The sequence below is a fragment of the Pseudomonas entomophila genome (assembly GCF_013523165.1).
In the GTDB taxonomy this organism is placed as follows: domain Bacteria; phylum Pseudomonadota; class Gammaproteobacteria; order Pseudomonadales; family Pseudomonadaceae; genus Aquipseudomonas; species Aquipseudomonas entomophila_A.
This window is the reverse complement of sequence record NZ_JAAMQI010000003.1, coordinates 1-24,079: the sequence shown is the minus strand read 5'-3', so window position 1 is coordinate 24,079 and position 24,079 is coordinate 1. Positions and strand designations below refer to the sequence as shown.

The following is a 24,079-nucleotide window of genomic DNA, read 5'->3' as shown; positions in this document are numbered from 1 at the left end:
TACAGTCAGTTGTGTGGTCGGGCGCAGGAAAGTTCCGGTGCCATCGAATCGCCCTTGAGGCTACCCTACGGTGACGTCCCCCGATACGGCACGTGCCGTGACTCGCCGGTACGCGCCGCTACCATGAACCGCTTGCACCGTGTCGCGTGCCGCTCGACACTCCTCCCCTCACTGAAAAAGGACCTTCGACATGATCTACCGTGCACTGGGCCAAAGTGGCCTGCAGGTGTCCGCCCTGACCCTGGGCAGCATGATGTTCGGCGAACAGACGGGGGACGACGAGGCCCTGCGCATCATCGACAAGGCCTGGGACCAGGGCGTGAATTTCATCGACACCGCCGACGTCTACAACGGCGGGCGCTCCGAAACGCTCGTCGGCCAGGCGGTGGCACGCAGGCGCGACGACTGGGTGGTGGCCTCCAAGGTCGGCTATGGCGCTGCCGACCGGCCCAATGCCAGCGGCCTGTCGCGCAAGCACGTGTTCAATGCCATCGACGCCTCGCTGTCGCGCCTGGGCACCGATTACCTGGACATCTACTACCTGCACCGCGAGGACCACCAGGTGCCACTGGAAGAAACCGTGCGCGCCATGGGCGACCTGCTGCGCCAGGGCAAGATCCGCTACTGGGGCGTCTCCAACTTCCGTGGGTGGCGCATCGCCGAGCTGTGCCACGTGGCCGAGCGCCTGGGCGTGGAGAAGCCGGTGGTCAGCCAGCCGTTGTACAACATCGTCAACCGCCAGGCCGAGCCGGAGCAACTCACCGCCGCCGCCTTCCACGGGCTGGGCATCGTCCCGTTCAGCCCGCTGGCCCGTGGCGTGCTGAGCGGCAAGTACGCCCCCGGCAGCACGCCCGAGGCCGGCAGCCGCGCAGGCCGCCAGGACAAGCGCATCCTGGAGGTCGAATGGCGCCAGGAGTCGCTGACCGTCGCCCAGCGCATCCAGGCCCACGTGGAGGCCAAGGGCGTGGGCATCGTCGAGTTCGCCATCGCCTGGGTGCTGAACAACCGCCTGGTCAGCTCGGCCATCGTCGGCCCACGTACCGAGGCGCAGTGGGACACCTATGCCGGCGCCCTGGAGGTGACCCTTACCGCCGAGGATGAAGCGTTCATCGATTCGCTGGTCACGCCCGGGCACGCGTCGACCCCTGGCTTCAACGACATCGCGCACTTCGTCAGCGGGCGCAAGGCACGCTGAGGTCGCTGGCGGTGGAGCCTGGACCTCGGCGCCCTGACCCAGTCGGTGTTTCGAGGTGAGCGAATACCTCAAGTGTGAGAGACACTGGATACAACCTGACGGGCGCCCCTCGCCGGAAAACCCGCCGGCGCTGCCCTTGACTCTCACATACCTTGCCAACCTGCTGATCGACTAAGCATTAGCGCGTCCGCTGTTGTCCGACCTTATGAGCGTCCGCGCGCCCTGCGCCGGATGTCTCGTAGAAGGAACGTGATCAGACGACAGGGAGACAATAATGAGCGCTGCCGTTTCTGCGCTGCATGCAGGCAATGTATCGATCGATGTTCGCAATGGCATCGGCCACCTCACCCTCAACCGCCCCCAAGGGCTCAACGCCCTGACCCTGAGCATGGTGCGCACGCTGCGGCGCCAGCTTGACACCTGGGCGGACGACCCCGACATCGTTGCCGTGATGCTGCGCGGCGCAGGCAGCAAGGGCTTCTGCGCCGGAGGCGACCTGCGCATGCTCTGCGACAGCTACACGGCCGGCGACAGCGTGCACCGTGATTTCTTTCGCGAAGAATACGCCCTGGACCTGGCCCTTCACCGCTACCGCAAACCGGTGGTGGTGCTCATGGACGGTTACACCCTGGGCGCCGGCATGGCCCTGGCCCAGGCGGCCGACCTGCGCATCGTCACCGAACGCAGCCGGATCGGCATGCCGGAGGTGACACTGGGCGGCTTCCCGGATGCCGGCTCGAGCTACTTCCTGTCGCGCCTGCCGGGCGAACTGGGTACCTACCTGGCCGTCAGCGGCCACTCGATCGGTGCGGCCGACGCCCTGTTCTGCGGGTTGGCCGACTGGTACCTGGACAGCCGCAAGCTGGCCGCGCTGGACGACCGCCTGGACCGACTGACCTTCGGCACCGTACCGCTCAAAGACCTGCAAGGCGTGCTGGCCCGCTTCGGTACCCAGATCCTGCCCGACGCACCGCTCAAGGGGCTGCGCCCGGTGATCGATCACTATTTCGGGCTGTCTGACGTGCCGAGCATGCTCGAGCAACTGCGCGCGGTCAGCATCGGCGACAGCCACGACTGGGCCCTGGCGACCGCTCGGCACCTGGAGGCGTGCTCACCCACGGCCATGGCAGTGGCGCTCGAGCTGATCCGCTACGGACGTGAGCTGCCGCTGGAAACCTGCTTCGCGCTGGAGCTGCACCTGATCGAGCAATGGTTCGAGCAGGGCGATGCGCTCGAGGGGGTGCGCGCTCTGCTGGTGGACAAGGACCGCACGCCGCACTGGAACCCGCCCACCCTGGCCGATCTGCCCCGACAGCGCGCGCAACGCTTCTTCGAGGGGTTCTCCCCGGAGAGCCGGCCCTGGGCGCGGCACGGTGGCTGCTGGTAGGCGCTACAGCAACCAGGCCAGGATCACCGGCAGCAGCACGAACGACAGGGCGGTGGAACACATCACCAGGTTGGCCACCTGCTCCGGCGACTGATTGGCGCGAATCGCCAGCAGGTAGTTGAACACCGCCACGGGCATGGCCGACTGCATCACCAGCACGGCCTGTTCGAGCGGTTGCAGCGCCAGTGCATGCCCCACGCCCCACCCCACCGCCGCGCCCAGGACGATCCGCAGCCCGCCCAGTGCCAGCCCGCTGCCGACCTGACGCAACCGCAGGCTGGCCAGCGACACGCCCAGCGTCAGCAGCATCAGCGGGATGGTCATGCCGCCGAGCAGGTCGACGGTGTTGGCCAGCCAGCGTGGCAGGTGCAGATCGAAAAAGATCACCGGCAGGGCCAGCACCAGGCTGATCACGATGGGGTTGCGCACCAGCGACCTGAACGACGCGGCGCCGCCCGACAGCACGATCCCCAGGGTGAACTGGAAGGTCGACAAGGTGAGAAAGAACGCCACGGCCAGGGCCAGGCCTGAATCGCCGAAGGCATACAGGCTGATCGGCAAGCCCATGTTGCCGGTGTTCGGGAACATGAAGGCCGGCACCAGCACCCGCCAGTGCCGGCCCGTCAGGCGGCTGATCGCCCAACCGAGCACGCCCATGATCGCCAGCCCTGCGGTACAGGCCAATGCCATGCTGGTGAAGGCCTGAGGGTCGAGGTGCGTGCGGCTGAGGGTGGACAGCACCAGGCAGGGCGTGCCGATGTTCATCACCAGCCGGGCGACGAACGCCGTGGGGTAGTCGGCCCCACTGCGGATCCAGGCGAAGCCCAGCCCGGCGACGATGAACACGGGCGACAGAATGGCGATCAGCGAAGCCAGCATGGCAGAGTCTCTTCCTGGAAACCGTTCATCCTAGGGGGTGGCCACCTGCCTCGGCAACCGGTTCGCACATCAGGCAGGGCATGGCGCTACCTGCGGCATCCGGTCGCACCAGGGAGGTGCGAAAAAGACCGCTCGCCCCATCCCCTTGCCGAGGCGATTTGGCTAGAATCCGCGCACCTTTCCAGCGGCTCCCTACAGCCTCGATCGGCCCCTTCTTGGTCTTCGTCCTGAAGACGCCGGGTGCTTCTGGACGGGCGTCCGTCTGCCTATTTCTCTTGAGGTCTGTATGTCTCCGCATCTGCTGGCGATGGCGCTGGCACCGCTGCTCGGGTTGTTCATCGTCGGTCTCGGCTATGGCTTCCTGTCGTCCCTCACCACCTTGCGCCTGGATGCCGCGGGTGAATCGGCCACCATGATCGGTATCGTCTCGTCGGCCTATTTCATCGGCCTGACGTTGGGCGCGCTGTTCAACGATCGGCTGATCCTGCGCATCGGCCACATCCGCGCCTACAGCAGCTTCGCCTCGCTGATCGCCGTGACCATCCTGCTGCAAAGCCTGCTCTACGATCCCTGGGCCTGGGCCGTGCTGCGCCTGATCGGCGGCTGGGCCACGGTCGGGGTGTTCCTGGTGATCGAAAGCTGGCTGCTGCTGGCGGCGGCCCCGAAGGTGCGCGGGCGCCTGCTGGCGCTGTACATGATCGCATTGTACGGTTCGGGCATGCTGGGCCAGCTCAAGCTGGGCGAGCTGGCCGGCTGGGGCGACACCGCCCCGTTCATGGTCGCGGCCATGCTGGCGTCGCTCTCGGTGGTGCCGATCGTGATCCTGCCACGCGCCTCGCCGCTGCTGGAGAAGGTCGAGCCGCTCAAGCCGCGCCAGCTGCTGGGCGTGACCCCGACCGGCCTGATCGGCTGCTTCGGCTCAGGCGTGGCCATCGCGGCGGTCTATACCCTGCTGCCGCTGTACCTGCAACGCATCGGCATGGACATCACCGAGGTCGGGCACATGATGGCCTGTGCCATCCTGGGCGCCATGGTGCTGCAATACCCGGTCGGACGCTGGTCCGATCGTCGCGACCGGCAGACCGTACTGATTGCCCTGGGCAGCCTGTGCGTGGTCCTGTCGCTGGCGATCCTGGTCATGCCGTCCTCGCCTTACCTGCTGATGGGCGCACTGTTCCTGCTCGGTGGTGGCATCTTCGCGATCTACCCGGTGGCCGTGAGCCATGCGGCCGACCGTGCACCGGCCGAGGAGCTGGTGCCGATGATCCAGGGCCTGCTGCTGATCAACTCGCTGGGCTCGGCGATGAGCCCGCTGGCGATCTCCTCGGTCATGAACCGGTTCGGCGAGGCCGGGTTGTTCTGGGCCTTCGCGGCGATCAATGCGGCGATGGTCGCGTTCTTCCTCTGGCGCCGTACCGAGCGGCCCGCACCCGTGGCCTCGTCGCCGTTCACGCCGGCGACCACCTCCTCGTTCACCGGCGCCGAACTGCGGGTGACCGAAGACCTGATGCACGCGGCCATGGAGCACGGCGAGCCGGTCGAACTGGACGCGCCAGCGTCTGCAGACCTGCACGGCGCCGAGCACGAGACACGCCGCAAGCAAGCCGACCTCGTCAGCTAGCGCCTCGCTCACGGCCGAACGCTTGCAGGTGGGGCCAGGACGCGCGGTGAATATCGCAGGGCAGACGGCGGACCGCGCGAAAACTGTCTACCGTATGAGTAACGTGGACAGGCGCTCGCCGCCTGATCCGCCCTACGATCGCCATCGGAGACGTCGCCCTCATGAAATCACTCTTGCCTGCCTGCGTGATCGCCTTGACCTTCGCCGCCAGCCCCGTCGTCCACGCCGATTCGCTGAAGATCGAGTCGGACTCGTTCGACAGCGGCAAGGCACTGCCCCTGGAACTGGTCGGCAAGGGGCCATCGTGCGGCGACGGTGGCAAGGACTGGTCGCCTGCCGTTCGCTGGTACGACCTGCCCAAGGGCACGCGCTCGGTCGCGCTGGTGATGGTCGACCCCGACGGCAACAAAGGCCTGGGGGTCGTGCACTGGGTGGCCTACAACATCGATGCACGCATGCGCAAACTGGATGCCGGCGCGGCGCGGTTCCGCTCGAACTGGCTGACCGTCGGGCGCAACTCCACCGGCGCCGAGACCTACAAAGGCCCCTGCCCGCCCCAGGACGACAACCCGCATCACTACGTGCTGACCCTGATCGCCAGCGACCTGCCGCCGACCCAGCTACCCTCCGGCCTGGACCGGGATGGCCTGATGAAGGCGCTGAACGGGCATGCACTGGGGGCGCAGACCTTGGTGGGCACCTACGGCCAGTGAGCCGCTGCACAGGCCACAGGCCCAGCCCGTGGCCGCTTTCGTCTTCTGACTGACCCTGTCGGCGGCACGCCTCGCGCCGAACACCGCCCTTCCCCGCTCGACCCCGTCCTTGCGCTCGCGTAGGCTGCGCTGTCTTTTCCTCCCCACGCACAAGGAATGCCCATGGCCAACCTCACGTTCAAGCCCGACGCCGACCCTGAATCGATCTCCTCCGACGTGGCCGGCTTCGGCGACCTGCTGGTGACCACCCAGATCCCGACCCGCGCCGATGGCAGCCTCGAGCTGGGCAGCATCACCGCGCAGAGCGAATGCACCTTGCAGGCCCTGAAGGACGCCCTCGAGCAAGCCGGCAGCTCCTTGGGCCGTGTCCTGCACCTGACCATCTACCTCACCGACATGGCCGATCGCGCCGCCTTCAACGAGGTGTACCAGCGCTTCTTCAAGAAGCCCTGGCCCGTTCGTGCCGCCGTCGGCGTCGCCGAGCTGGCCGTGCCGGGCATGCGCGTGGAAGTCACGGCGATGGCGGCCAAGGGTTGAACGCACCGGTCTGCGCAGCACGTCGACTCGACGCGATTTCATCCAGGGCCTCACCCTTGTCCTCCCTGCTGCTGTGCAGCCTGGCGAGTTGTCTTCAGGCCCAGGCGGCCCCGGTCAGCGAGCTGGAACCCCTGGTGGTCACCGGCAGCGCTGCGCCGGCCAGCGGCTTCGACCTGCCCTTTTCGGTCGATACCGTGGAGCGCGCCCAGTTCGCCGACGGGCAACTGGGCGTCAACCTGTCCGAAGCCCTATCGCGCGTACCGGGGCTGGTGGTGCAGAACCGGCAGAACTACGCCCAGGATTTGCAGATCTCCTCGCGCGGCTATGGCGCGCGCTCGGCCTTCGGCATCCGCGGGCTGAAACTGATCAGCGACGGGATTCCGGCCAGCACCCCCGACGGCCAGGGGCAGGCCGCGTCGCTCAACCTGGACGTGGCCGAGCGCATCGAAGTCCTGCGCGGCCCGGCCTCGACGTTGTATGGCAGCAATGCAGGCGGCGTGATCCAGATGTTCTCCCGTGACGGCGCCGGCCCCGGCACCCTCGGTGCCGAGACCCTGATGGGCAGCGACGGGTTCGCCAAGCAGCATGTACAGGCCGAAGGTGGCAGCGAGCAGGCCGGGTTCCTGCTGGACGCCTCGCGCATGGACACCGATGGCTACCGCGACCACAGTGCCGCGCGCCGTGATCAGACCTTCGCCAAGGGGCATTTCAAGCCGGACGCCGACAGCCGCGTGGCGCTGATCTTCAGCAGTCTCGAACAGCACGGCACCCAGGACCCCCTGGGACAGACTTGGTCCGGCTACCGAAACGACCCACGTTCGGTCGCCGACAATGTGCGCCGCTACGACACGCGCAAAAGCATCGACCAGCAGCAACTGGGCCTCAACTACGAGCGCTACCTCGGCGACGCCACCTTGCAAGTCAACCTGTACAGCGGCCGACGTCAGGTGGTTCAGTATCTGTCGATCCCGTCGGCTGCGCCGGCCAACCGACGTGGCGGTGGCGTCGTGGACTTCGACCGGGCCTACCACGGCGGCACGCTGCGCTGGATCCAGCCGATCGCGGCAGCGCCTGGCGCCCTGACCCTCACCGCCGGCCTGGACTACGACCGTAGCCAGGATGACCGCCGCGGCTACCAGAACTTCGTCGGCAGCACCCTGGGCGTCAAGGGTGAGCTACGCCGTGACGAGGTGGACACCGCCACCCGTCTCGACCCCTACGTGCAGGCCCACTGGGAGTGGCAGCGCTGGACGCTGGAAGCTGGCGTGCGCTACAGCAGCCTGGACATGGACGTGGCCGATCACTACCTGGCCAATGGCGATGCCAGCGGCTCGCGCCGCTATCGACGGGCGACCCCCTCGTTGTCGGCGCTGTATGCCTTCACCCCTGACCTACACGGTTACCTGAGCGTCGGCTCGGCCTTCGAAACGCCGACCCAGGCCGAGATGGCCTATGCACCGGGCCAGGTCGAGGGGTTCAACTTCGACCTGCAACCGGCCACCAGCCTGCAATACGAGGCCGGCCTCAAGGCGCGTCTGGGGAGCGCTACACGGGTCAATGCGGCACTGTTCGAGATTCGCACCCAGGACGAGGTGGTGGTCGACAGCGCGAAGGATGGACGCACCAGCTACACGAATGCCGGCAAGACCTTGCGTCGGGGCCTGGAACTCAGCGTGCAGAGCGATCTGAACGCACAGTGGCAGGCGCGGCTGGCCTACACCCTGCTGCAGGCCACGTACCAGGACGACGTGCTCACCGGCAGCAGCCGGATCGAGCGCGGCAATCGACTGCCTGGGGTACCGCGCAGCAGCCTGTTCGGCGAACTGGTCTGGAAGCCGGCGTCTGGCATGAGCCTGGGCATGGAAGGCCAATACCGCAGCCGTGTATTCGTCGAAGACAGCAACACCGAACGCGCAGCGCCAGGCTACACGGTGTTCAACGGACGCGTGCGGCTGGATCAGCACGTGGGCCCTTGGGCTTTCCACCAGACCGTGCGCCTGGACAACCTGCTGGACCGTCAGTACGTCGGCTCGGTGATCGTGGGGGACGGCAATGGCCGTTACTACGAGGCGGCGCCAGGGCGTTCCTGGTACGCCGGCGCAGGTGTGGCCTACCAGTTCTGAAGCCGGGCACGGGGGCGTTCCCCCGTGCCTGCGGGCGTTGGGCTACCCTTCCAGCACTTTGTCCAAGGTCAGCGGGAAGTCACGCAACCGCTTGCCGGTCGCATGGCAGATGGCGTTGGCCACCGCCGCGGCGACACCGACGATGCCGATTTCGCCAACACCCTTGGACCCCAGCGCGTTGACGATCTCGTCAGGCTCGTCGACGAAGATCACCTCGATGTCACCGATGTCGGCGTTCACCGGAATGTGGTACTCGGCCAGGTTGTGGTTCATGTACCGTCCCAGCGCATGGTCGGTGTGCGTCTCCTCCTGCAACGCCATGCCCAGCCCCCACACGACCCCGCCCAGGATCTGGCTGCGAGCGGTCTTGGGGTTGATCACCCGGCCGGCGGCGATGGCGCTGACCACCCGCGTGACGCGGATCGTGCCCAGGTCTTCGTCGATCTGCACCTCGACGAACACGGCCGAGTGGCTTGCCGTGGAGAAGCTTTCACGGCGTGCGCCGGGCTCGCTCTCGATCAACGCCTCACGGGCGTCCTCCGGCGTCTGTCGAAGGATCTCGGTAAGGGCGAAGCGGTGTTCGCCCACGCACACCTGCGGGCCGTCGATGACGAACGCCTCGACGCCGAAGGCCTTCAGTTCCGGGTGCTGGTCGCGCACGGCCTGAATCAGCTTGGCGCGCAGCACTTCGCACACCTGGCGCACCGCCGAACCGACCGACGAGACGGTGAACGAGCCGCCTTGCAGGGGCGCGGTCGGCAGCGAGGAGTCGCCCAGCTTGAACGTGACCTGCTCGGGGGCCAGGCCCATGGCATCGGCGGCGATCTGGGTCATCACGGTGTAGGTGCCCGTGCCGATGTCGGTGGTGGCGCTGCTGACCGTCAGGTGGCCGTCGAGGTCCAGGCAGGCCTTGGCGCTGGCCTTCATCTGCATGGCCTCCCATACGCCGCCGGCCATGCCCCAGCCGATGCGTTGGCCGTTTTCGAGACGGCTGGCCGGTCGAGGATCACGCCGGGCCCACCCGAAGGCCTCGGCACCTTGGCGATAGCAGTCCAGCAGGGCCTTGCTCGTGTAGGGCTTGCCCTCGTTGGCGTTGGTGTCGGTGAAGTTGGCGATCCGCAGCGCGACAGGGTCCATGTCGACCGCACTGGCCAGTTCGTCCATGGCGCACTCCAGGCCGATCAGCCCCAGCGCGGCGCCCGGCGCACGCATGTCCAGCGGTGTGTAGACGTCCAGCGGCGCCAGCTTGTAACCGAAGCGCACGTTGTCGCAGCGGTAGAGCATGCCGCTCCACTCCACGACGTGCTCGGAGAAGTCCTCGAAACGCGACGTCTGCCCTACCGCATCATGGGAGATGGCCTGCAGGTGCCCCTCAGCATCGGCGGCCAGGCGCAGACGCTGTTGGGTACGGGGCCGGTAGCCGAAGGTGAACATCTGCTGGCGCGTCAGCACCACGCGCACCGAGCGCTTGAGCTGCAGCGCCGCCATCACGGCCAGGGGCAGCTGGTACTGAGGTCGCAATCCGGAACCGAACGCACCACCGACGTAGGCGGCCAGCACGCGCAGCTTGTCCTCGGGGATGCCGAACACGGTGTGCAGGTAAGTGCGACAGTTCTGGGTGCCCTGCGTCTTGTCATGCACCTCCAGGCTGCCGTCGGGCTTGTAGATCACCGTCGACGCATGGGGCTCCATGGGATTGTGGTGTTCGATCGGGGTGGTATAGGTCGCGTCCACCTTGAACGGTGCGCTGGCGTAGGCCTGCTCGAAGTGGCCACGCGCCTCGGGAAGCTCGGCTGGCGCATCATGGGCACGTTCCAGAGACGACAGCAGGTCCGTCTCGTGAGGCTCGGCATCGATCTCGATGCGGATCAGCGAACCGGCGTACCGCGCCAGTTCCTGGCTTTCGGCTACCACCAGTGCCAACGGTTGACCGCTGTAGAGCACACGGCTGTTGTACAAGGGCCGGAACGGCGAGCCGTCGGCGGCATCGTCGTCGCTGTACTGCTCGTCCTCGCCGGCCAGCCGGGGCCGGTTGCGGTGGTGCAGCACGTCGATCACACCCGGGACGTTCAAGGCCGCTTCGCAATCGATGTGTCGTACCCGGCCACGGGCCACGTGGCTGGACACGACACTGCCGTAGAGCAGGCCTTCTTGCGGGAATTCGGCGGCATACCGTGCCTTGCCGGTGACTTTCGCAGGGCCGTCGACGCGGTCCATGGGGCGGCCGCAGGCCAGTTCGACAGGTTTCATTGGGCGCTCCCCTGGGCGGCGGTGGTCAGTGCGCGGACGATGGCGTTGTGCGCCAGTTCGACCTTGAAGGCGTTCTGCGACAGCGGCTGAGCCCCTGCCAGGACCTGATCGGCCAATGCCGCGTAGGTCTGCGCATTGGCCGGTTGACCGCGCACGGCGCTTTCCGCCGTGGCCTGACGCCAGGGTTTGTGTGCCACGCCGCCCAAGGCCACGCGGACCTCGTCGATCTTGCCGTCCTTCACCTCAAGCGCCGCCGCCACGGCGATCAGGGCGAAGGCATAGGACGCGCGGTCGCGCACCTTGACGTAGCTGACGTGTTGGCCGAATGCCGCCGGCGGCAGCTCGATGCCGGTGATCAGTTCGCCGGCCTTCAAGTGGTTGTCGTGGTGCGGCGTGTCGCCAGGCAGGCGGTGGAAGTCGGCGAAGGCGATCTGCCGCTCACCGTCCGGGCCGTGCACATGGACGACGGCCGCCAGTGCGGCCAGGGCCACGCACATGTCGGACGGATGAACCGCCACGCAGGCCTCGCTGGCACCGAGGATGGCGTGGGCGCGGTTCAGGCCGTCGCGGGCCGGGCAGCCACTGCCAGGCTCACGCTTGTTGCATGGCACGGCAGTGTCGTAGAAGTAATAGCAGCGGGTGCGCTGCAGCAGGTTGCCGCCGGTGCTGGCCATGTTGCGCAGCTGCGGCGAGGCCCCGGCCAGGATCGCCTGGGACAGCAACGGGTAGCGTTGCTCGATCAGCGGGTGCCAGGCCAGGTCAGCATTGCTTTCCAGCGCACCGACCCAGACGCCGCCCTGCTCGGTCTCGCGCACGCCTCGCAACGCGGTCAGGCCGTTGATGTCGACCAGCCGCTCGGGGCGCTCGACGTTTTCCTTCATCAGGTCGACCAGGTTGGTACCGCCGGCGATGTAGCGGCTGTTGGCGTCCGCCAGGCGAACCGCTTGCTCGATGCTGGTGGGTTTCTCGTAGGCGAACGGAATCATGCGCTGCGCCCTCCGTGAATCAGCGGCAAGGCCTCGGCCACGGCATCGACGATGTTGCTGTAGGCGCCGCAGCGGCACAGGTTGCCGCTCATGTGTTCCTGGATCTCGGCGCGGGTGCGGACCTTGCCTTCGTGGGCCAGCCCCAGGGCCGAACAGATCTGTCCGGGGGTGCAGTAGCCGCACTGGAAAGCGTCGTGGCGGATGAACGCCTCTTGCAGCGGGTGCAGCTGGTCACCCTCGGCCAGCCCTTCGATGGTGGTCAGCTGGTCGCCGTCGCACATCACCGCCAAGGTCAGGCAGGCGTTGACCCGCTTGCCATTGCGCAGCACCGTGCACGCGCCGCATTGGCCGTGGTCGCAGCCTTTCTTGCTGCCGACCAAGTCCAGTCGATCGCGTAGCAGGTCCAGTAGCGTGATCCAGGGGTGCACCTGCACGTGGTGGGCCTGGCCATTGATGGTCAGGCTGATCGCCTGGCCCGGTGAAGCGGCGTGCGACGCCGGATTGAACTCGCTCATGGGAAACAGTCTCACGGTGGATAGGCGAATGTGCAGTCAGCTGCATCTTCCAGATACGACCGGAGCGTTTGGCCATGTGTTCAGAGCAAATCATCCCCCGGACCGGCGGCTGCGCCGGGCTGGTCCTGGCCGCCGGGTTCGGCCGTCGCTTCGGGGCCGACAAGCGCCGTGCACGCCTGAACGATGCGCACACCTTGTTGGCAGCGACGCTGGCCCGGACGGGAACGGCCTTCGAGGCGCTGTGGGTCGTGCTGCGCGAGGACGACGACGCTCGCACGCTAGGGGTGCCCGACGACGTCTCGGTGATTCGCAGCCCGCAGGCCGAGCGCGGCATGGGCGCCAGCCTGGCGGCAGGTATCGGGCATTTGCTGGCGGCCTCGGAGGCGGACAGCGTGGCGATTCTGCTGGGCGACATGCCCTGGATCACCCAGGCGACCTTGCGTGAACTACGCAGTCATGCTCACCCCTTGCGCATCGTGCTGCCCTGGTACGCCGGCGAGCGCGGGCAACCGGTCATCTTCGGGCGCGCGTTCTGGCCAGCCCTGGCCACGTTGACCGGCGATCAGGGTGGCAAGGCGGTAATTGCCGCGCATGGGCAGGCCTGCGTGCACGTGACGGTGAATGATTCGGGGATCGTGCGTGATGTCGATGTGGCGGGCGATCTGGCCTGTCCCAGTCATCCAGACGAGCGCACTCTTCTGTAGGAACGGCCCCTGCCGGGGCGCTGGACGGGCTGCAGTGGTACAGGCAGTCGCGGTCCACGTGGGCGGGCTTGCCCGCGATAGCGTCTGGTCCGTCACCGCCTGCATCGCGGGCAAGCACGCCCTCACAGAACATAAAATAACTTGTTGATTTAAAAGGAATTAACTATAGACCTTCGTGGGCCCTGCGGGCCCAATCGCGGCACAGGGGCCGCTCCCACAGGGGACTGCGATTGCCTGCGATGCCGTGGTGCGGCTACGGGTGTAGGAGCGGCCCCTGCCGGGGCGCCGGACCGGCCGCGATTGGGCCCACAGGGCCCACATCACACTTGGTAGAAACCATAGAATCTCCCACAGGGGACCGCGATGTCCTGCACTGCTGCGGTGCAGCGACGGGTGAGCGCGTTCGTCTGCCAATGGGTGTCGGCTCGCAGTCTGGCGATCAGGGCGCGAAGCCTTCGACGATGATCACCTCGGCCTTGGCCACGCCCTGACGATACTGGCAAGCCTCCTGGTAGGCCTCGGAGCGGTAGCACGCCAGCGCCTGTTCGTAACTGTCAAACTCGATCACCACGCTGCGCTGGGGCGTCGGCCGGCCCTCCAGCGCTTCGCTGCGCCCGCCGCGGGCCAGGAAGCGTCCGCCATGGGCGGCGAACGCAGCCGGCGCGCGCTGGGTGTACTGCTGGTACTGCTGCGGGTCGGTCACGTCGACGTGGGCGATCCAGTAGGCTTTCATGGGTGACGCTCCTGTAGGCAGTGTATTTGTGTATGATGGTATACCACAAAAACAACCCTGTGACAGGTGAGCGTGCCCATGGCTTTCAACCGCATCGAAGAACTGCTCGACGACTACCGCCAAGGCAAGATGGTCCTGCTGGTGGACGACGAAGACCGGGAGAACGAGGGCGATCTGCTGATCGCCGCCGAGCGCTGTGACGCCTCGGTGATCAATTTCATGGCGCGCGAGGCCCGTGGGCTGATCTGCCTGACCCTGACCGACGAGCATTGCCAGCGGCTGGGCCTGGAGCAGATGGTGCCGAGCAACGGCAGCGCGTTCAGCACGGCCTTCACCGTGTCGATCGAAGCGGCGCAGGGGGTCACCACGGGGATCTCCGCCGCCGACCGGGCCCGTACCGTGGCCGCCGCCATGGCACCCGATGCACGGCCCGAGGACCTGGTGCAGCCAGGGCACATCTTCCCGTTGCGCGCCCGTGAAGGCGGTGTGCTGACCCGGGCCGGGCACACCGAGGCCGGCTGTGACCTGGCCCGCCTGGCCGGGTTCAGCCCGGCGTCGGTCATCGTCGAGGTGCTCAACGACGACGGCAGCATGGCGCGTCGCCCGGACCTGGAAGTGTTCGCCGCGCGACACGGCATCAAGATCGGCACCATCGCCGACCTCATCCATCACCGCCTGAGCACCGAGCACACCATCGCACGCATCGGCGAGCGCGAGCTGCCGACCGTGCATGGCACCTTCCGCCTGGTGACCTACGAGGACCGTATCGAAGGCGGCGTGCACATGGCCATGGTGATGGGCGAGATCCGCCGCGACCAGCCGACCCTGGTGCGCGTACACGCCATCGACCCCTTGCGCGACCTGGTCGGGGCGGAGTACACCGGGCCTGCGAACTGGACGCTGTGGGCCGCCCTGGAGCGCGTGGCGGCCGAGGGCGCCGGGGTGGTGGTCGTGCTGGCCAACCACGAGTCGTCGCAAGCGCTGCTCGAACGCGTGCCCCAGTTGACCCAGCCGCCTCGCCCCTACCGCCGTGGCCAGGTACAGACCTATTCCGAAGTCGGCACCGGTGCGCAGATCCTGCAGGACCTGGGGGTCGGCAAGCTCCGTCACCTGGGCCCGCCGCTCAAGTACGCAGGGTTGGCGGGCTACGAACTGGAGGTGGTGCAAAGCATTCCCTTCGCCTGACGCGCCCGCCGGTGGGCCGACCGGTCGGCAGAGTGATGGCCGGTCGCCAACAATGCTTGCGAAAAGTTTGGAATACCATAATATGATATCCCGTAGACCTTGAAAGCCCAGGCCGCGCTCACGTCCCACCACGGCCCTGCGACACGGTATCTAGCCACTCCCCGCATACAGGGCGAGTCACATCGGAACACTCGCCTCGAATAACAAAAGTCACGAGGGTGTAACCATGCAGTTGAGCAAACGTGTAAGCGCAGTGCTGTCCGCCAGCCTGCTGACCCTGGCCTGCCATACCGCCATCGCGGCCGACAGCCTGAACGTCGTCAGCTGGGGCGGGACCACCCAGGACGCCCAGAAGCAAGCCTGGGCCGAACCCTTCTCCAAGGCCACCGGCATCAAGGTCGTGCAGGACGGCCCGACCGACTACGGCAAGCTCAAGGCCATGGTCGAAAGCGGCAACGTGCAGTGGGACGTGGTCGACGTCGAAGCCGATTTCGCCCTGCGAGCGGCCAGTGAAGGCCTGCTCGAGCCGCTGGACTTCACCACCATCCAGCGCGACCGCATCGACCCGCGCTTCGTCTCCGACCATGGCGTCGGCTCGTTCTTCTTCTCCTTCGTGCTCGGCTACAACGAAGGCAAGCTGGGCGCCAGCAAGCCGGTCGACTGGTCGGCGCTGTTCGACACCAAGACCTACCCTGGCAAGCGGGCCCTGTACAAGTGGCCGAGCCCTGGCGTGCTCGAACTGGCCCTGCTGGCCGACGGCGTGCCGGCCGACAAGCTCTACCCGCTGGACCTGGACCGTGCGTTCAAGAAGCTCGACACCATCAAGAAGGACATCGTCTGGTGGGGCGGCGGCGCGCAATCCCAGCAGCTGCTGGCCTCCGGCGAAGCGTCGCTCGGGCAGTTCTGGAACGGCCGTGTCTATGCCTTGCAGCAGGACGGTGCCCCGGTCGGCGTGAGCTGGAAGCAGAACCTGGTCATGGCCGACTTCCTGGTCGTGCCCAAGGGCGCCAAGAACAAGGACGCCGCCATGAAGTTCCTGGCCAACGCCAGCGGCGCCGAAGGCCAGGCCGAGTTCGCCAACCTGACCGCTTACGCCCCGGTCAACCTCGACAGCGTCGAAAAACTCAAGCCGGCGCTGGCTCCCAACCTGCCGACCGCCCACGTCAGTGATCAGATCACCCTGGACTTCGCCTACTGGGCCAAGAACGGCCAGGCCATCGCCGCCCGCTGGAACGAGTGGCTGGTCAAATGAAAGTCGCCATCAATGCCTTGCAGAGCGCGCAGGGTGCCGACCCTGGTGCGTCGCCGGCGGCCTCGCGCCGCCCGCCCCTGGGCCAGCGCTGGCGCGGCAGCCGCAACCTGCTGCCGGCCCTGCTGTTTCTCGGCCTGTTCTTCTTCGCCCCGCTGATCGGCCTGCTGCTGCGCGGCGTGCTGGAGCCAGTGCCAGGCCTGGGCAACTATGAGCAGCTGTTCGCCAACTCGGCGTATGCGCGGGTGCTGTTCAACACCTTCTCGGTGGCGGGCCTGGTGACGGTGATCAGCGTGCTGCTGGGCTTCCCTCTGGCCTGGGCCATCACCCTGGTGCCCAAGGGCTGGGGTCGCTGGCTGCTGAACATCGTCCTGCTGTCGATGTGGACCAGCCTGCTGGCGCGCACCTACTCCTGGCTGGTGCTGCTGCAGGCCTCGGGCGTGATCAACAAGGCCTTGATGGCTCTGGGCATCATCGATGCCCCGCTGGAGATGGTGCACAACCTCACGGGCGTGGTGATCGGCATGAGCTACATCATGATCCCGTTCATCGTGCTGCCCCTGCAGGCGACCATGCACGCCATCGACCCGATGGTGCTGCAGGCCGGCTCGATCTGCGGCGCCAGCCCGTGGACCAACTTCTTCCGGGTGTTCCTGCCGCTGTGCCGGTCGGGGCTGTTCTCGGGGGCGCTGATGGTCTTCGTGATGTCGCTGGGCTACTACGTGACCCCGGCCCTGCTCGGCGGCGCGCAGAACATGATGCTGCCCGAGTTCATCATCCAGCAGGTGCAGTCGTTCCTCAACTGGGGTCTGGCCAGCGCCGCTGCGGCACTGCTGGTGTTGATCACCCTGGTGCTGTTCTTCTTCTTCCTGAAGCTGCAACCGGAGTCCCCGGTCGGCAACGCGAGGTAAGCCATCATGCTGCTGTCCCCCAACGCCATGAGCCGTCCTCTGCGGGTGGGTCTGTACACCACCACGGGCCTGATCGCGGCCTTCCTGCTGCTGCCGATCGTGTTCATCGTGCTGCTGTCGTTCGGCTCCTCGCAGTGGCTGGTCTTCCCGCCGCCTGGCTGGACGCTCAAGTGGTACGGCCAGTTCTTTTCCAACCCCGAGTGGATGGACGCGGCCCTGGCCAGCCTGAAGGTCGCGATCCTCACCACCGTCTGCGCGGTACTGCTCGGCCTGCCGACGGCGTTCGCCCTGGTGCGCGGGCGTTTCCCAGGGCGCGAGATGCTCTACGGCCTGTTCACCCTGCCGATGATCGTGCCGCTGGTGATCATCGCGGTGGCGGTCTATGCGCTGTTCCTCAAGCTCGGCTACACCGGCACGCTGGTGTCGTTCGTGGTCAGCCATGTGATCGTCGCCTTGCCGTTCACCATCATCTCGATCATCAACTCGCTCAAGCTGTTCGACCAGTCGATCGAGGACGCCGCGGTGATCTGCGGCGCCTCGCGCGTGCAGGCGATCGTCAAGGTGACGTTCCCGGCGATTCGTCCTGGGATGATCGCCGGTGCGCTGTTCGCCTTCCTGGTCTCCTGGGACGAGGTGGTGCTCAGCGTGATGATGGCCAGCCCCAACCTGCAGACCCTGCCGGTGAAGATGTGGACCACCCTGCGCCAGGACCTGACCCCGGTGATCGCCGTCGCCTCGACGCTGCTGATCGGCCTGTCGGTCCTGGTCATGGTCATCGCCGCTGCCTTGCGCCGGCGCAACGAAGTCAGCGCCTGAGCGCCCGGAGACAATCACAATGAGTGCAGTCCGCAACCCATCCGCGCAGCCCAAGACCCTGGTCAGCCTGCGCAACCTGAACAAGCATTACGGCGACTTCACCGCCGTGGACAACCTCGACCTGGAGATCCAGGACGGTGAGTTCCTGACCTTCCTCGGCTCCAGCGGCTCGGGCAAGTCCACCACGCTGTCGATGCTGGCCGGCTTCGAGACGCCCAGCAGCGGCGAGATCCTGGTCGAAGGCCAGTCGCTGGTAAAGGTGCCGCCGCACAAGCGCGACATCGGCATGGTGTTCCAGCGCTACTCGCTGTTTCCGCACCTGTCGGTGCGCGACAACATCGCCTTCCCGCTGGCGATCCGCAAGCTGAGCGCCAGCGAGACGGCCAAGCGGGTCGACGCGATGCTCAAGCTGGTGCAGCTGGACAGCTTCGCCCACCGGCGCCCGGCCCAGCTGTCGGGGGGTCAGCAGCAACGGGTGGCGATCGCCCGTGCGCTGGTGTACGAGCCGCGCATCCTGCTGATGGACGAGCCGCTGGGCGCGCTGGACAAGAAGCTGCGCGAAGACCTGCAGGACGAGCTGCGCCAGCTGCACCGGCGCCTGGGCATCACCATCGTCTACGTGACCCACGACCAGGAAGAAGCCATGCGCCTGTCCCAGCGCATCGCGATCTTCAGCCACGGCAAGATCGTCGGGCTGGGCAGCGGCTACGACCTGTACCAGAACCCGCCGAACGCATTCGTCGCCTCGTTCCTGGGCAACTCCAACTTCCTCAAGATCACTACCCACGGCGAGGGTGCAGGCAGCTTCGAGGGCCAACCGCTGGCGATGCGCCTGACGCCGGGGCTGGCGTCAGGCCAGGAGGCGCTGGTGATGGTGCGGCCGGAAAAGGCCCTGGCGCTGAGCGACGAACAGGCTCGCCGAGAGCCCCTGCCCGGGGGCTGGAACGAGGTACAGGCCAAGGTGACGGAAGTGCTGTTCCTGGGCGAGAGCCAGACCTGCCACGTGGTCACGGCCGGCGGCACGGAACTGACAGTCAAGGCGCTGTCTGCCGCCGGCATGCCGATGAAGCCGGGCGACACGGTGAAGGTGCGCTGGGCGGTGGCCGATGCCTGCGTGTACACGCAGTGGTCGCCCAGCGACCTGAGCAAGTCCGCCGGCGCGCACTGACGCCGGCGTCTGGCGCGTGCCCGTCGGTGGCTCGCGTGCGGGGACAGGTCAGGACTTGGCCTGCCCCACCCCGCTGTCGATCACTCGGTCAGACCGACGTAGACGTTCTGCACGTCGTCGTGGTTGTCGATGTTCTCGAGGAACGCTTCGACTTCGGCCAGGGCCTCGGCGCTGAGGCTGGCGGCGCTGATCGGATTCTTCGGGGTGTAGCCGATCTTCGCCGAGGTCACGGTGAAGCCGTGCTCGGGCAAGGCCTTCTGCACGGCGTCGAGGTCGGTGGTGTCGGTGATGAACAGGGTCGAGCCCTCTTCCTCACCGGCTTCGAAGTCCTGGGCACCGGCTTCGATCGCCGCCATTTCCGGGTCGGCGTCCGCGCTGTCGGGGGTGGCTTCGAGCAGGCCGACATGGTTGAAGTCCCAGGCGACCGAACCACTGGCGCCAAGCTGACCCTTGCGGAAGGCCACGCGGATCTCGGCGACGGTGCGGTTGACGTTGTCGGTCAGGCACTCGACGATCAGCGGCACACGGTGCGGTGCGAAGCCTTCGTAGGTGACCGCGGTGTACTGCACGGTATCGCCGTCCAGGCCGGCGCCTTTGCGGATGGCGCGCTCGAGGGTCTCGCGGGTCATCGAGGCCTTCTTGGCCTGCTCCACGGCCAGGCGCAGGCGCGGGTTCATGTCCGGGTCGGCGCCGTTCTTGGCGGCGATCTGAAGTTCCTTGGCCAGCTTGCCCATGATCTTGCCTTTGGCATTGGCTGCGGCTTCTTTATGTTTGGCTTTCCACTGTGCGCCCATGTCGACTCTCTTCGGTTCAACGGCCGGTTCAGGAAGCGACCGGCAAAGGGGTGCAGTTTATACGCCGTTGGCGGGAGATCGACAAGGAACGGGTGACGGTTGCAGGCCACGCCCATGGGGCGGCCTCTCCGACGGGAACGCTCGGCACGCGGCGTTTCATAGGTGCAGCCTGCCCGTCAGGCGCCAGCGCCCGGCCCTGTCAGCCCCATGGGGCGCGCCTGCCCGCCCACCACTGATCGACGGCCCTCACATCCGGTGAAACCAGTCCTCCTGCACGCCGGTCGGCATGCATAAGCACGCCCCCAGCCCAGGCCACGCCGTGGCCATGGAACACCCTCGCGAGGACGCCCCATGACCTGTAAAACCCCGGAACTCAACCGCCGCAGCCTGTGCAAGTGGATGGCCGTCGGCGCCTCGACCGCTGCTCTTGCGCCCCAGGTCATGGCCCAGGGCTATGCCTCCCCGACGGCAGTGGACGTCGGCACGGTCGAAGGCGGCAAGGTGACGTTCCCGGCCTGGCGCGGGCCTGCCGACTCGCCCTCCTCGCCACCGCCTGCGCCCTTGCCACCCGAGCAGCGGGTCGGGTTCGCCATCGTCGGACTGGGCCGGCTGTCGCTCGAGCAGATCCTCCCCGCCTTCGCCCAGTCGCTCTACGCCAAGCCGGTGGCGCTGGTCTCCGGCACCCCGGACAAGCTGCAGGCGGTGGCCCGCCAGTACGGCATCGCGCCCGAGGCCTGCTACAGCTACGACGACTTCGACCGCATCCGCGACAACCCCGACGTGCAGGTGGTGTACATCGTCCTGCCCAATGCCATGCACCTCGAGTTCTGCGAGCGGGCGGCCAAGGCCGGCAAGCACGTACTCACCGAAAAACCGATGGCGATCAGCTCCCAGCAGGGCCAGGCGATGGTCGAAGTGTGCCGGCAGGCCAAGGTCAAGCTGATGGTCGCCTACCGGATCCAGTACGAGCCCTACAACCTGCACGTCAAGCAGCTGGTGCGTGACAAGAAGCAGGGGCGCCTGGTGGCCTACCACGGCATCAACACGCAGACCGTGGCCGAGGATGGCGAGCGCCAGTGGCGCCACAAGAAGGACATGGCCGGCGGCGGCTCGCTGGTCGACATCGGCCTGTACTGCCTCAACACGGCGCGCTTCATCACCGGCGAGGAGCCGGTCGAGGTCTACGCCAGTGTCTATTCGCCAGCTGGCGACCCGCGTTTCGCCGAGGTCGAGGAGACCGTGCAGTTCACCCTGCGCTTCCCTTCGCACACGGTCGCCAACTGCCTGACCAGCTATGGCGGGCGCGATGACAAGTACCAGCGTTTGAACCTGGAAAGCGCCGCGATCGACATGCCCAATGCCTTCGCCTACACAGGCCAGCGCCTGTCGATCATCGAGCGCGCGGACGACGCCACGCGCAACGGCGAGATCACCCTGCAGCCGAAGAACCAATTCACCCAGGAGCTCGATCACATGGCCGACTGCGTGCTGCACGATCGCCAACCCCACACCCCCGGCGAAGAAGGCGTGCAGGATCACAAGCTGATGGAAGCCATCTACGAAAGCGCCCGCACCGGCCAACCGGTCAAGCTGCCCGTGGTGGAAGGCCTCGATCGGTTCCGGGGCAAGGCGTGATGCGCCTTGCCGAGGGGAGGAGACCTGCATGAACCGGGTCGAAGCAGGCGTGCTGAGCGTCGCCTACCGTGACGAAGGCCCCAGGGATGCCCCTGTGGCCGTCCTGCTGCATGGCTTCCCCTACGACGTGCACGCCTTCGACGAGGTGGTGCCTCGCCTGGCCGCGCAGGGCCTGCGCTGCGTGGTGCCGTTCCTGCGTGGCTATGGCGGTACGCGGTTCCTGGACCCTGCCACGCCTCGCTCCGGCGAGCAGGCCGCGCTGGGGGCCGACCTGCTGGCCCTGCTCGACGCCCTGGCGATCGAGCGCGCGGTGCTGGCCGGTTACGACTGGGGCGGTCGGGCGGCCTGTGTGGTCGCTGCCCTGTGGCCTGAGCGAGTCATGGGCCTGGTCAGCGCCGAGCCGGGTTACAACATCCAGCACATCGCCACGGCAGGCCGCCCGGTCGCGCCTGAGGCCGAGCATCGCCTGTGGTACCAGTACTACCTGCATGGCGAGCGCGGCAAGGCTGGGCTGCATGCCCATCGCCATGCCTTCTGCCAGCTGCTGTGGCGTCAGTGGTCGCCGTCGTGGGCCTTCGATGAGCAGACCTACGCCGCCACGGCACAGGCCTTCGATCATCCAGACTTCGTGGAGGTGGTCGCCCATTCCTACCGTCACCGGTTCGGCCTGGTGGCGGGTGACCCTGCCTACCAGTCGATCGAGGCGCACCTGGCGCTGCAGCCGACGATCGAGGTGCCCAGCGTCCTGCTGGCGGGCGCCGACGATGGCGTGGCCCCACCCCGGCCCGACGCGGATGCACGCCGCGGCTTTCGCCAGGTATTGCGACGCCAGGTGCTGCCGGGGATTGGCCACAACGTGCCGCAGGAGGCACCTGCGGCCTTTGCCGAAGCGGTCACCGCCCTTTTCACCCACACGGGGGTCGTTCTGCCATGGACCCGATAAGCACCTTGGATGACAACCTGGCCCGCATCGCGCGCCTGGCCGAACAGTTGCAACACCAGCTGGCGCCCTGCCCGGTCTCGCAGATGCGCCTGTATGCCTGGATTGCCCAATGGACCCGTACCGCCGATGGCTTGCGCGCGGCCGACCAGCTGCTGCCCAAGCTGCCGGAGGCGCTGTGCGACGACTACCTGGCCTGGGTGCATGGTGGCGCTCACTGACGAAGGTACCGTGGCGTGCTGCAGGCGCGCTTGAACTCTGCCGCGTGTGCGCTTCTCTAACGCTGACCGAACACAGGAGAGGCTAGCATGAGCGATTACAAAGACGTCCCGGAACGCCCGAACGATGCCGTTCCTACCGATGCCGAGGGCAAAGAGGTCAATGTGGCCGAGCGCGTGATGCGCGAGGAAGACGGCCCGGCCAAGGTGGCGGGTGAAGTGGTGCCACCGGTGGGCACCAAGGTGATGGAGCAGAACGTCGAGACGCTGAAAGAAAAGTCGGCCGAAGTGGAGCGCAAGCTCAACCGCTGAGTCCTGCCCGGCGCACGCCACGGCTTCGTACAGGTCGTGGCGCAACTGTCGACCAGGTCACTCGAGCAGGCCCGGTGGCCAGCCGTATCGGCGCCTGCCGTTGGCTGGCCCCACCCTCCCTTCAGGGCTCCGGGTCGTCGACGATGTCGTCGTCCTCACGCTCCTGTTCATCGACCTGCCGACGCGAGGCCGGTTTTTCCGGGTCATTGATGAACGGCACGCCGCTTGGGCCTTGCTCTTCCGTACCGGCTGTCTCAGGGTTCATGGTGCGTCCTCTTCGAAGGGTGTCGCCTGGTTGGAGTGTGGCCAGGCCGAATGGGTTCGATGCACTGCATGTACGACACCCCCGGACAATGGCGACGCCAGGCTGCCATGCCCGCTGAACCGTTGGTTATCACCATAGGCCTGATCGGTATTTTACAAAGTGTTTCGAATCACCCTAAGGTGCGTTCCATGTTCCCGCGACCCGGCCTCTGGCCTGGCCCCCCACCCCGATTTGCGAGTGCTCCATGACCGTCCACGCCCTTGAACGACCGACCGCCCCGCTGCTCGACGCTGCCGCCTTCAAGCAAGCCATGCGCAACACCGCAGCGTCGGTGAACGTGATCACCTGCGCTGGTGACGACGGCGACTATGGGATGACCGCGACGGCCTTCACCTCGATCACCGCCGACCCACCGACGGTGCTGATCGCCATCAATCAGTCGGCCAGCCTGCATGCCCAGCTCGTGGCGCAGCGGCGCTTCTGCGTCAACGTGCTGCGGGCCGACGCCCAGGAACTGGCCAGCGATTTCGCCGGACGCCTGCTGCCCGAGCAGCGTTTCGGCGAGCACGCCTGGCACCGCCTGCCTAGCGGCAACCCGGCGCTGGAAGCGAGCAGCGCAGGGTTCGATTGCGAGGTGCGCGAGCTGTCCCAGGTCGGTTCGCACCTGGTGATCATCGCCGAGGTGCTGCACTGCTGGCACTCGGCGCATGCGTCGTTGCTGTATTCGAATGGGCGGTATGGGCAGTTTGCGTGAGTGCTTACCAGGACGTACCGCGGCGCCATGGTGCGGTCCCTAGCGGGCCCGATCGCGGCACGGGGGCCGCTTGTATGGTAGGACTTGAAGGGAGGAGGAGGGACTAGATCCGCTTCTGACTGTTCGCGCAGTACAGACCGTGGGAGATTTCGCCCCTCCTCCCTTCACCCAAGCGCCGATAAGGAATGC

Annotated in this window: 24 protein-coding genes; 17 read left to right on the top strand and 7 right to left on the bottom strand. The window is 66.9% G+C overall.

All coding sequences use genetic code 11. The features are described from left to right. The first annotated feature begins 190 nt into the window (after positions 1-190). Both G7Z99_RS03145 and G7Z99_RS03140 read left to right on the top strand, forming a co-directional pair. A complete protein-coding gene (locus tag G7Z99_RS03145; protein ID WP_181091952.1) occupies positions 191-1,195 on the top strand; it encodes an aldo/keto reductase in 1,005 nt (334 codons plus the stop codon). A 274-nt stretch (positions 1,196-1,469) separates the two neighbouring features. Beyond that, entirely contained in the window at positions 1,470-2,582 is a 1,113-nt protein-coding gene (locus tag G7Z99_RS03140; protein WP_181091950.1) for an enoyl-CoA hydratase/isomerase family protein, read from the top strand. Positions 2,583-2,585: 3 nt separating this feature from the next. Here the strand turns inward: G7Z99_RS03140 and G7Z99_RS03135 are convergent, their stop codons facing one another. Then, positions 2,586-3,461 carry an AEC family transporter gene (locus G7Z99_RS03135; protein ID WP_181091949.1) on the bottom strand — a complete coding sequence of 292 codons (876 nt, stop codon included), beginning with the start codon at positions 3,459-3,461 and terminating at the stop codon, positions 2,586-2,588. A gap of 286 nt (positions 3,462-3,747) precedes the next feature. Here G7Z99_RS03135 and G7Z99_RS03130 point away from each other — a divergent pair, with 286 nt between their 5' ends. The 4 genes from G7Z99_RS03130 to G7Z99_RS03115 all read left to right on the top strand — a co-directional run bounded on the left by G7Z99_RS03130 (position 3,748) and on the right by G7Z99_RS03115 (position 8,455). Continuing rightward, entirely contained in the window at positions 3,748-5,082 is a 1,335-nt protein-coding gene (locus G7Z99_RS03130; protein WP_181091947.1) for an MFS transporter, read from the top strand. A gap of 161 nt (positions 5,083-5,243) precedes the next feature. Next, a complete protein-coding gene (locus G7Z99_RS03125; protein ID WP_181091945.1) occupies positions 5,244-5,795 on the top strand; it encodes a YbhB/YbcL family Raf kinase inhibitor-like protein in 552 nt (183 codons plus the stop codon). Between the two features lie 162 nt (positions 5,796-5,957). Next, the gene (locus tag G7Z99_RS03120; RefSeq protein ID WP_181091943.1) at positions 5,958-6,332 is read left to right on the top strand and encodes a RidA family protein; all 375 of its coding nucleotides are present in this window, start codon (positions 5,958-5,960) and stop codon (positions 6,330-6,332) included. A 65-nt stretch (positions 6,333-6,397) separates the two neighbouring features. Beyond that, a complete protein-coding gene (locus G7Z99_RS03115) occupies positions 6,398-8,455 on the top strand; it encodes a TonB-dependent receptor family protein (RefSeq protein WP_258196945.1) in 2,058 nt (685 codons plus the stop codon). Positions 8,456-8,497: 42 nt separating this feature from the next. On the opposite strand, the gene G7Z99_RS03110 is transcribed toward G7Z99_RS03115, so the two are convergent. The 3 genes from G7Z99_RS03110 to G7Z99_RS03100 are packed head-to-tail and all read right to left on the bottom strand — an operon-like array spanning position 8,498 to position 12,206. Next, positions 8,498-10,705 (bottom strand): xanthine dehydrogenase family protein molybdopterin-binding subunit, encoded by a 2,208-nt coding sequence (locus G7Z99_RS03110; RefSeq protein WP_181091941.1) that lies wholly within the window; start codon positions 10,703-10,705, stop codon positions 8,498-8,500. Then, positions 10,702-11,691, bottom strand: coding sequence for an FAD binding domain-containing protein (locus tag G7Z99_RS03105; RefSeq protein WP_181091939.1), 990 nt, complete (start codon positions 11,689-11,691; stop codon positions 10,702-10,704). Before G7Z99_RS03105 ends, G7Z99_RS03110 begins: the two co-directional genes overlap by 4 nt. Further along, the gene (locus tag G7Z99_RS03100; RefSeq protein WP_181091937.1) at positions 11,688-12,206 is read right to left on the bottom strand and encodes a (2Fe-2S)-binding protein; all 519 of its coding nucleotides are present in this window, start codon (positions 12,204-12,206) and stop codon (positions 11,688-11,690) included. The genes G7Z99_RS03105 and G7Z99_RS03100 overlap by 4 nt, the downstream gene beginning before the upstream one ends. Before the next feature lie 74 nt (positions 12,207-12,280). Between G7Z99_RS03100 and G7Z99_RS03095 the strand changes: the two genes are divergently transcribed. Next, positions 12,281-12,910, top strand: a complete 630-nt coding sequence (locus tag G7Z99_RS03095; protein WP_181091935.1) for a nucleotidyltransferase family protein — start codon at positions 12,281-12,283, stop codon at positions 12,908-12,910. Between the two features lie 439 nt (positions 12,911-13,349). Here G7Z99_RS03095 and G7Z99_RS03090 read toward each other — a convergent pair whose 3' ends face one another. Beyond that, positions 13,350-13,643: a DUF1330 domain-containing protein gene (locus tag G7Z99_RS03090; protein WP_181091934.1), complete on the bottom strand. Its 294-nt coding sequence runs from the start codon at positions 13,641-13,643 to the stop codon at positions 13,350-13,352. A 78-nt stretch (positions 13,644-13,721) separates the two neighbouring features. Between G7Z99_RS03090 and ribBA the strand changes: the two genes are divergently transcribed. The 5 genes from ribBA to G7Z99_RS03065 all read left to right on the top strand — a co-directional run bounded on the left by ribBA (position 13,722) and on the right by G7Z99_RS03065 (position 18,972). Next, a complete protein-coding gene (gene ribBA, locus G7Z99_RS03085) occupies positions 13,722-14,828 on the top strand; it encodes a bifunctional 3,4-dihydroxy-2-butanone-4-phosphate synthase/GTP cyclohydrolase II (protein ID WP_181091932.1) in 1,107 nt (368 codons plus the stop codon). A gap of 226 nt (positions 14,829-15,054) precedes the next feature. Further along, positions 15,055-16,080: an ABC transporter substrate-binding protein gene (locus G7Z99_RS03080; protein WP_181091930.1), complete on the top strand. Its 1,026-nt coding sequence runs from the start codon at positions 15,055-15,057 to the stop codon at positions 16,078-16,080. Continuing rightward, complete coding sequence (locus tag G7Z99_RS03075) at positions 16,077-16,988, top strand: ABC transporter permease (protein ID WP_181091928.1); 912 nt, start codon at positions 16,077-16,079, stop codon at positions 16,986-16,988. The genes G7Z99_RS03080 and G7Z99_RS03075 overlap by 4 nt, the downstream gene beginning before the upstream one ends. 6 nt (positions 16,989-16,994) lie before the next feature. After that, positions 16,995-17,804: an ABC transporter permease gene (locus G7Z99_RS03070; protein WP_181091926.1), complete on the top strand. Its 810-nt coding sequence runs from the start codon at positions 16,995-16,997 to the stop codon at positions 17,802-17,804. A gap of 19 nt (positions 17,805-17,823) precedes the next feature. Then, positions 17,824-18,972 (top strand): ABC transporter ATP-binding protein, encoded by a 1,149-nt coding sequence (locus G7Z99_RS03065; protein ID WP_181091924.1) that lies wholly within the window; start codon positions 17,824-17,826, stop codon positions 18,970-18,972. A gap of 80 nt (positions 18,973-19,052) precedes the next feature. Here G7Z99_RS03065 and G7Z99_RS03060 read toward each other — a convergent pair whose 3' ends face one another. Continuing rightward, on the bottom strand, positions 19,053-19,766 hold the full coding sequence (locus tag G7Z99_RS03060) for a YebC/PmpR family DNA-binding transcriptional regulator (RefSeq protein ID WP_181091922.1): 714 nt from the start codon (positions 19,764-19,766) through the stop codon (positions 19,053-19,055). Between the two features lie 351 nt (positions 19,767-20,117). On the opposite strand from G7Z99_RS03060, the gene G7Z99_RS03055 reads away from it, so the two are divergent. From G7Z99_RS03055 to G7Z99_RS03040, 4 genes are all read left to right on the top strand, one after another. Further along, positions 20,118-21,401 (top strand): Gfo/Idh/MocA family protein, encoded by a 1,284-nt coding sequence (locus tag G7Z99_RS03055; RefSeq protein ID WP_181091920.1) that lies wholly within the window; start codon positions 20,118-20,120, stop codon positions 21,399-21,401. A 28-nt stretch (positions 21,402-21,429) separates the two neighbouring features. Beyond that, entirely contained in the window at positions 21,430-22,344 is a 915-nt protein-coding gene (locus G7Z99_RS03050) for an alpha/beta fold hydrolase (protein ID WP_181091918.1), read from the top strand. Further along, positions 22,332-22,562 (top strand): hypothetical protein, encoded by a 231-nt coding sequence (locus tag G7Z99_RS03045; protein WP_181091916.1) that lies wholly within the window; start codon positions 22,332-22,334, stop codon positions 22,560-22,562. Before G7Z99_RS03050 ends, G7Z99_RS03045 begins: the two co-directional genes overlap by 13 nt. 87 nt (positions 22,563-22,649) lie before the next feature. Further along, on the top strand, positions 22,650-22,871 hold the full coding sequence (locus G7Z99_RS03040) for a hypothetical protein (RefSeq protein WP_181091914.1): 222 nt from the start codon (positions 22,650-22,652) through the stop codon (positions 22,869-22,871). Positions 22,872-22,992: 121 nt separating this feature from the next. On the opposite strand, the gene G7Z99_RS03035 is transcribed toward G7Z99_RS03040, so the two are convergent. After that, complete coding sequence (locus G7Z99_RS03035) at positions 22,993-23,136, bottom strand: hypothetical protein (protein WP_181092299.1); 144 nt, start codon at positions 23,134-23,136, stop codon at positions 22,993-22,995. 244 nt (positions 23,137-23,380) lie between these two features. On the opposite strand from G7Z99_RS03035, the gene G7Z99_RS03030 reads away from it, so the two are divergent. Then, complete coding sequence (locus G7Z99_RS03030; RefSeq protein ID WP_181091912.1) at positions 23,381-23,890, top strand: flavin reductase family protein; 510 nt, start codon at positions 23,381-23,383, stop codon at positions 23,888-23,890. The last annotated feature ends 189 nt before the right edge of the window (positions 23,891-24,079 follow it).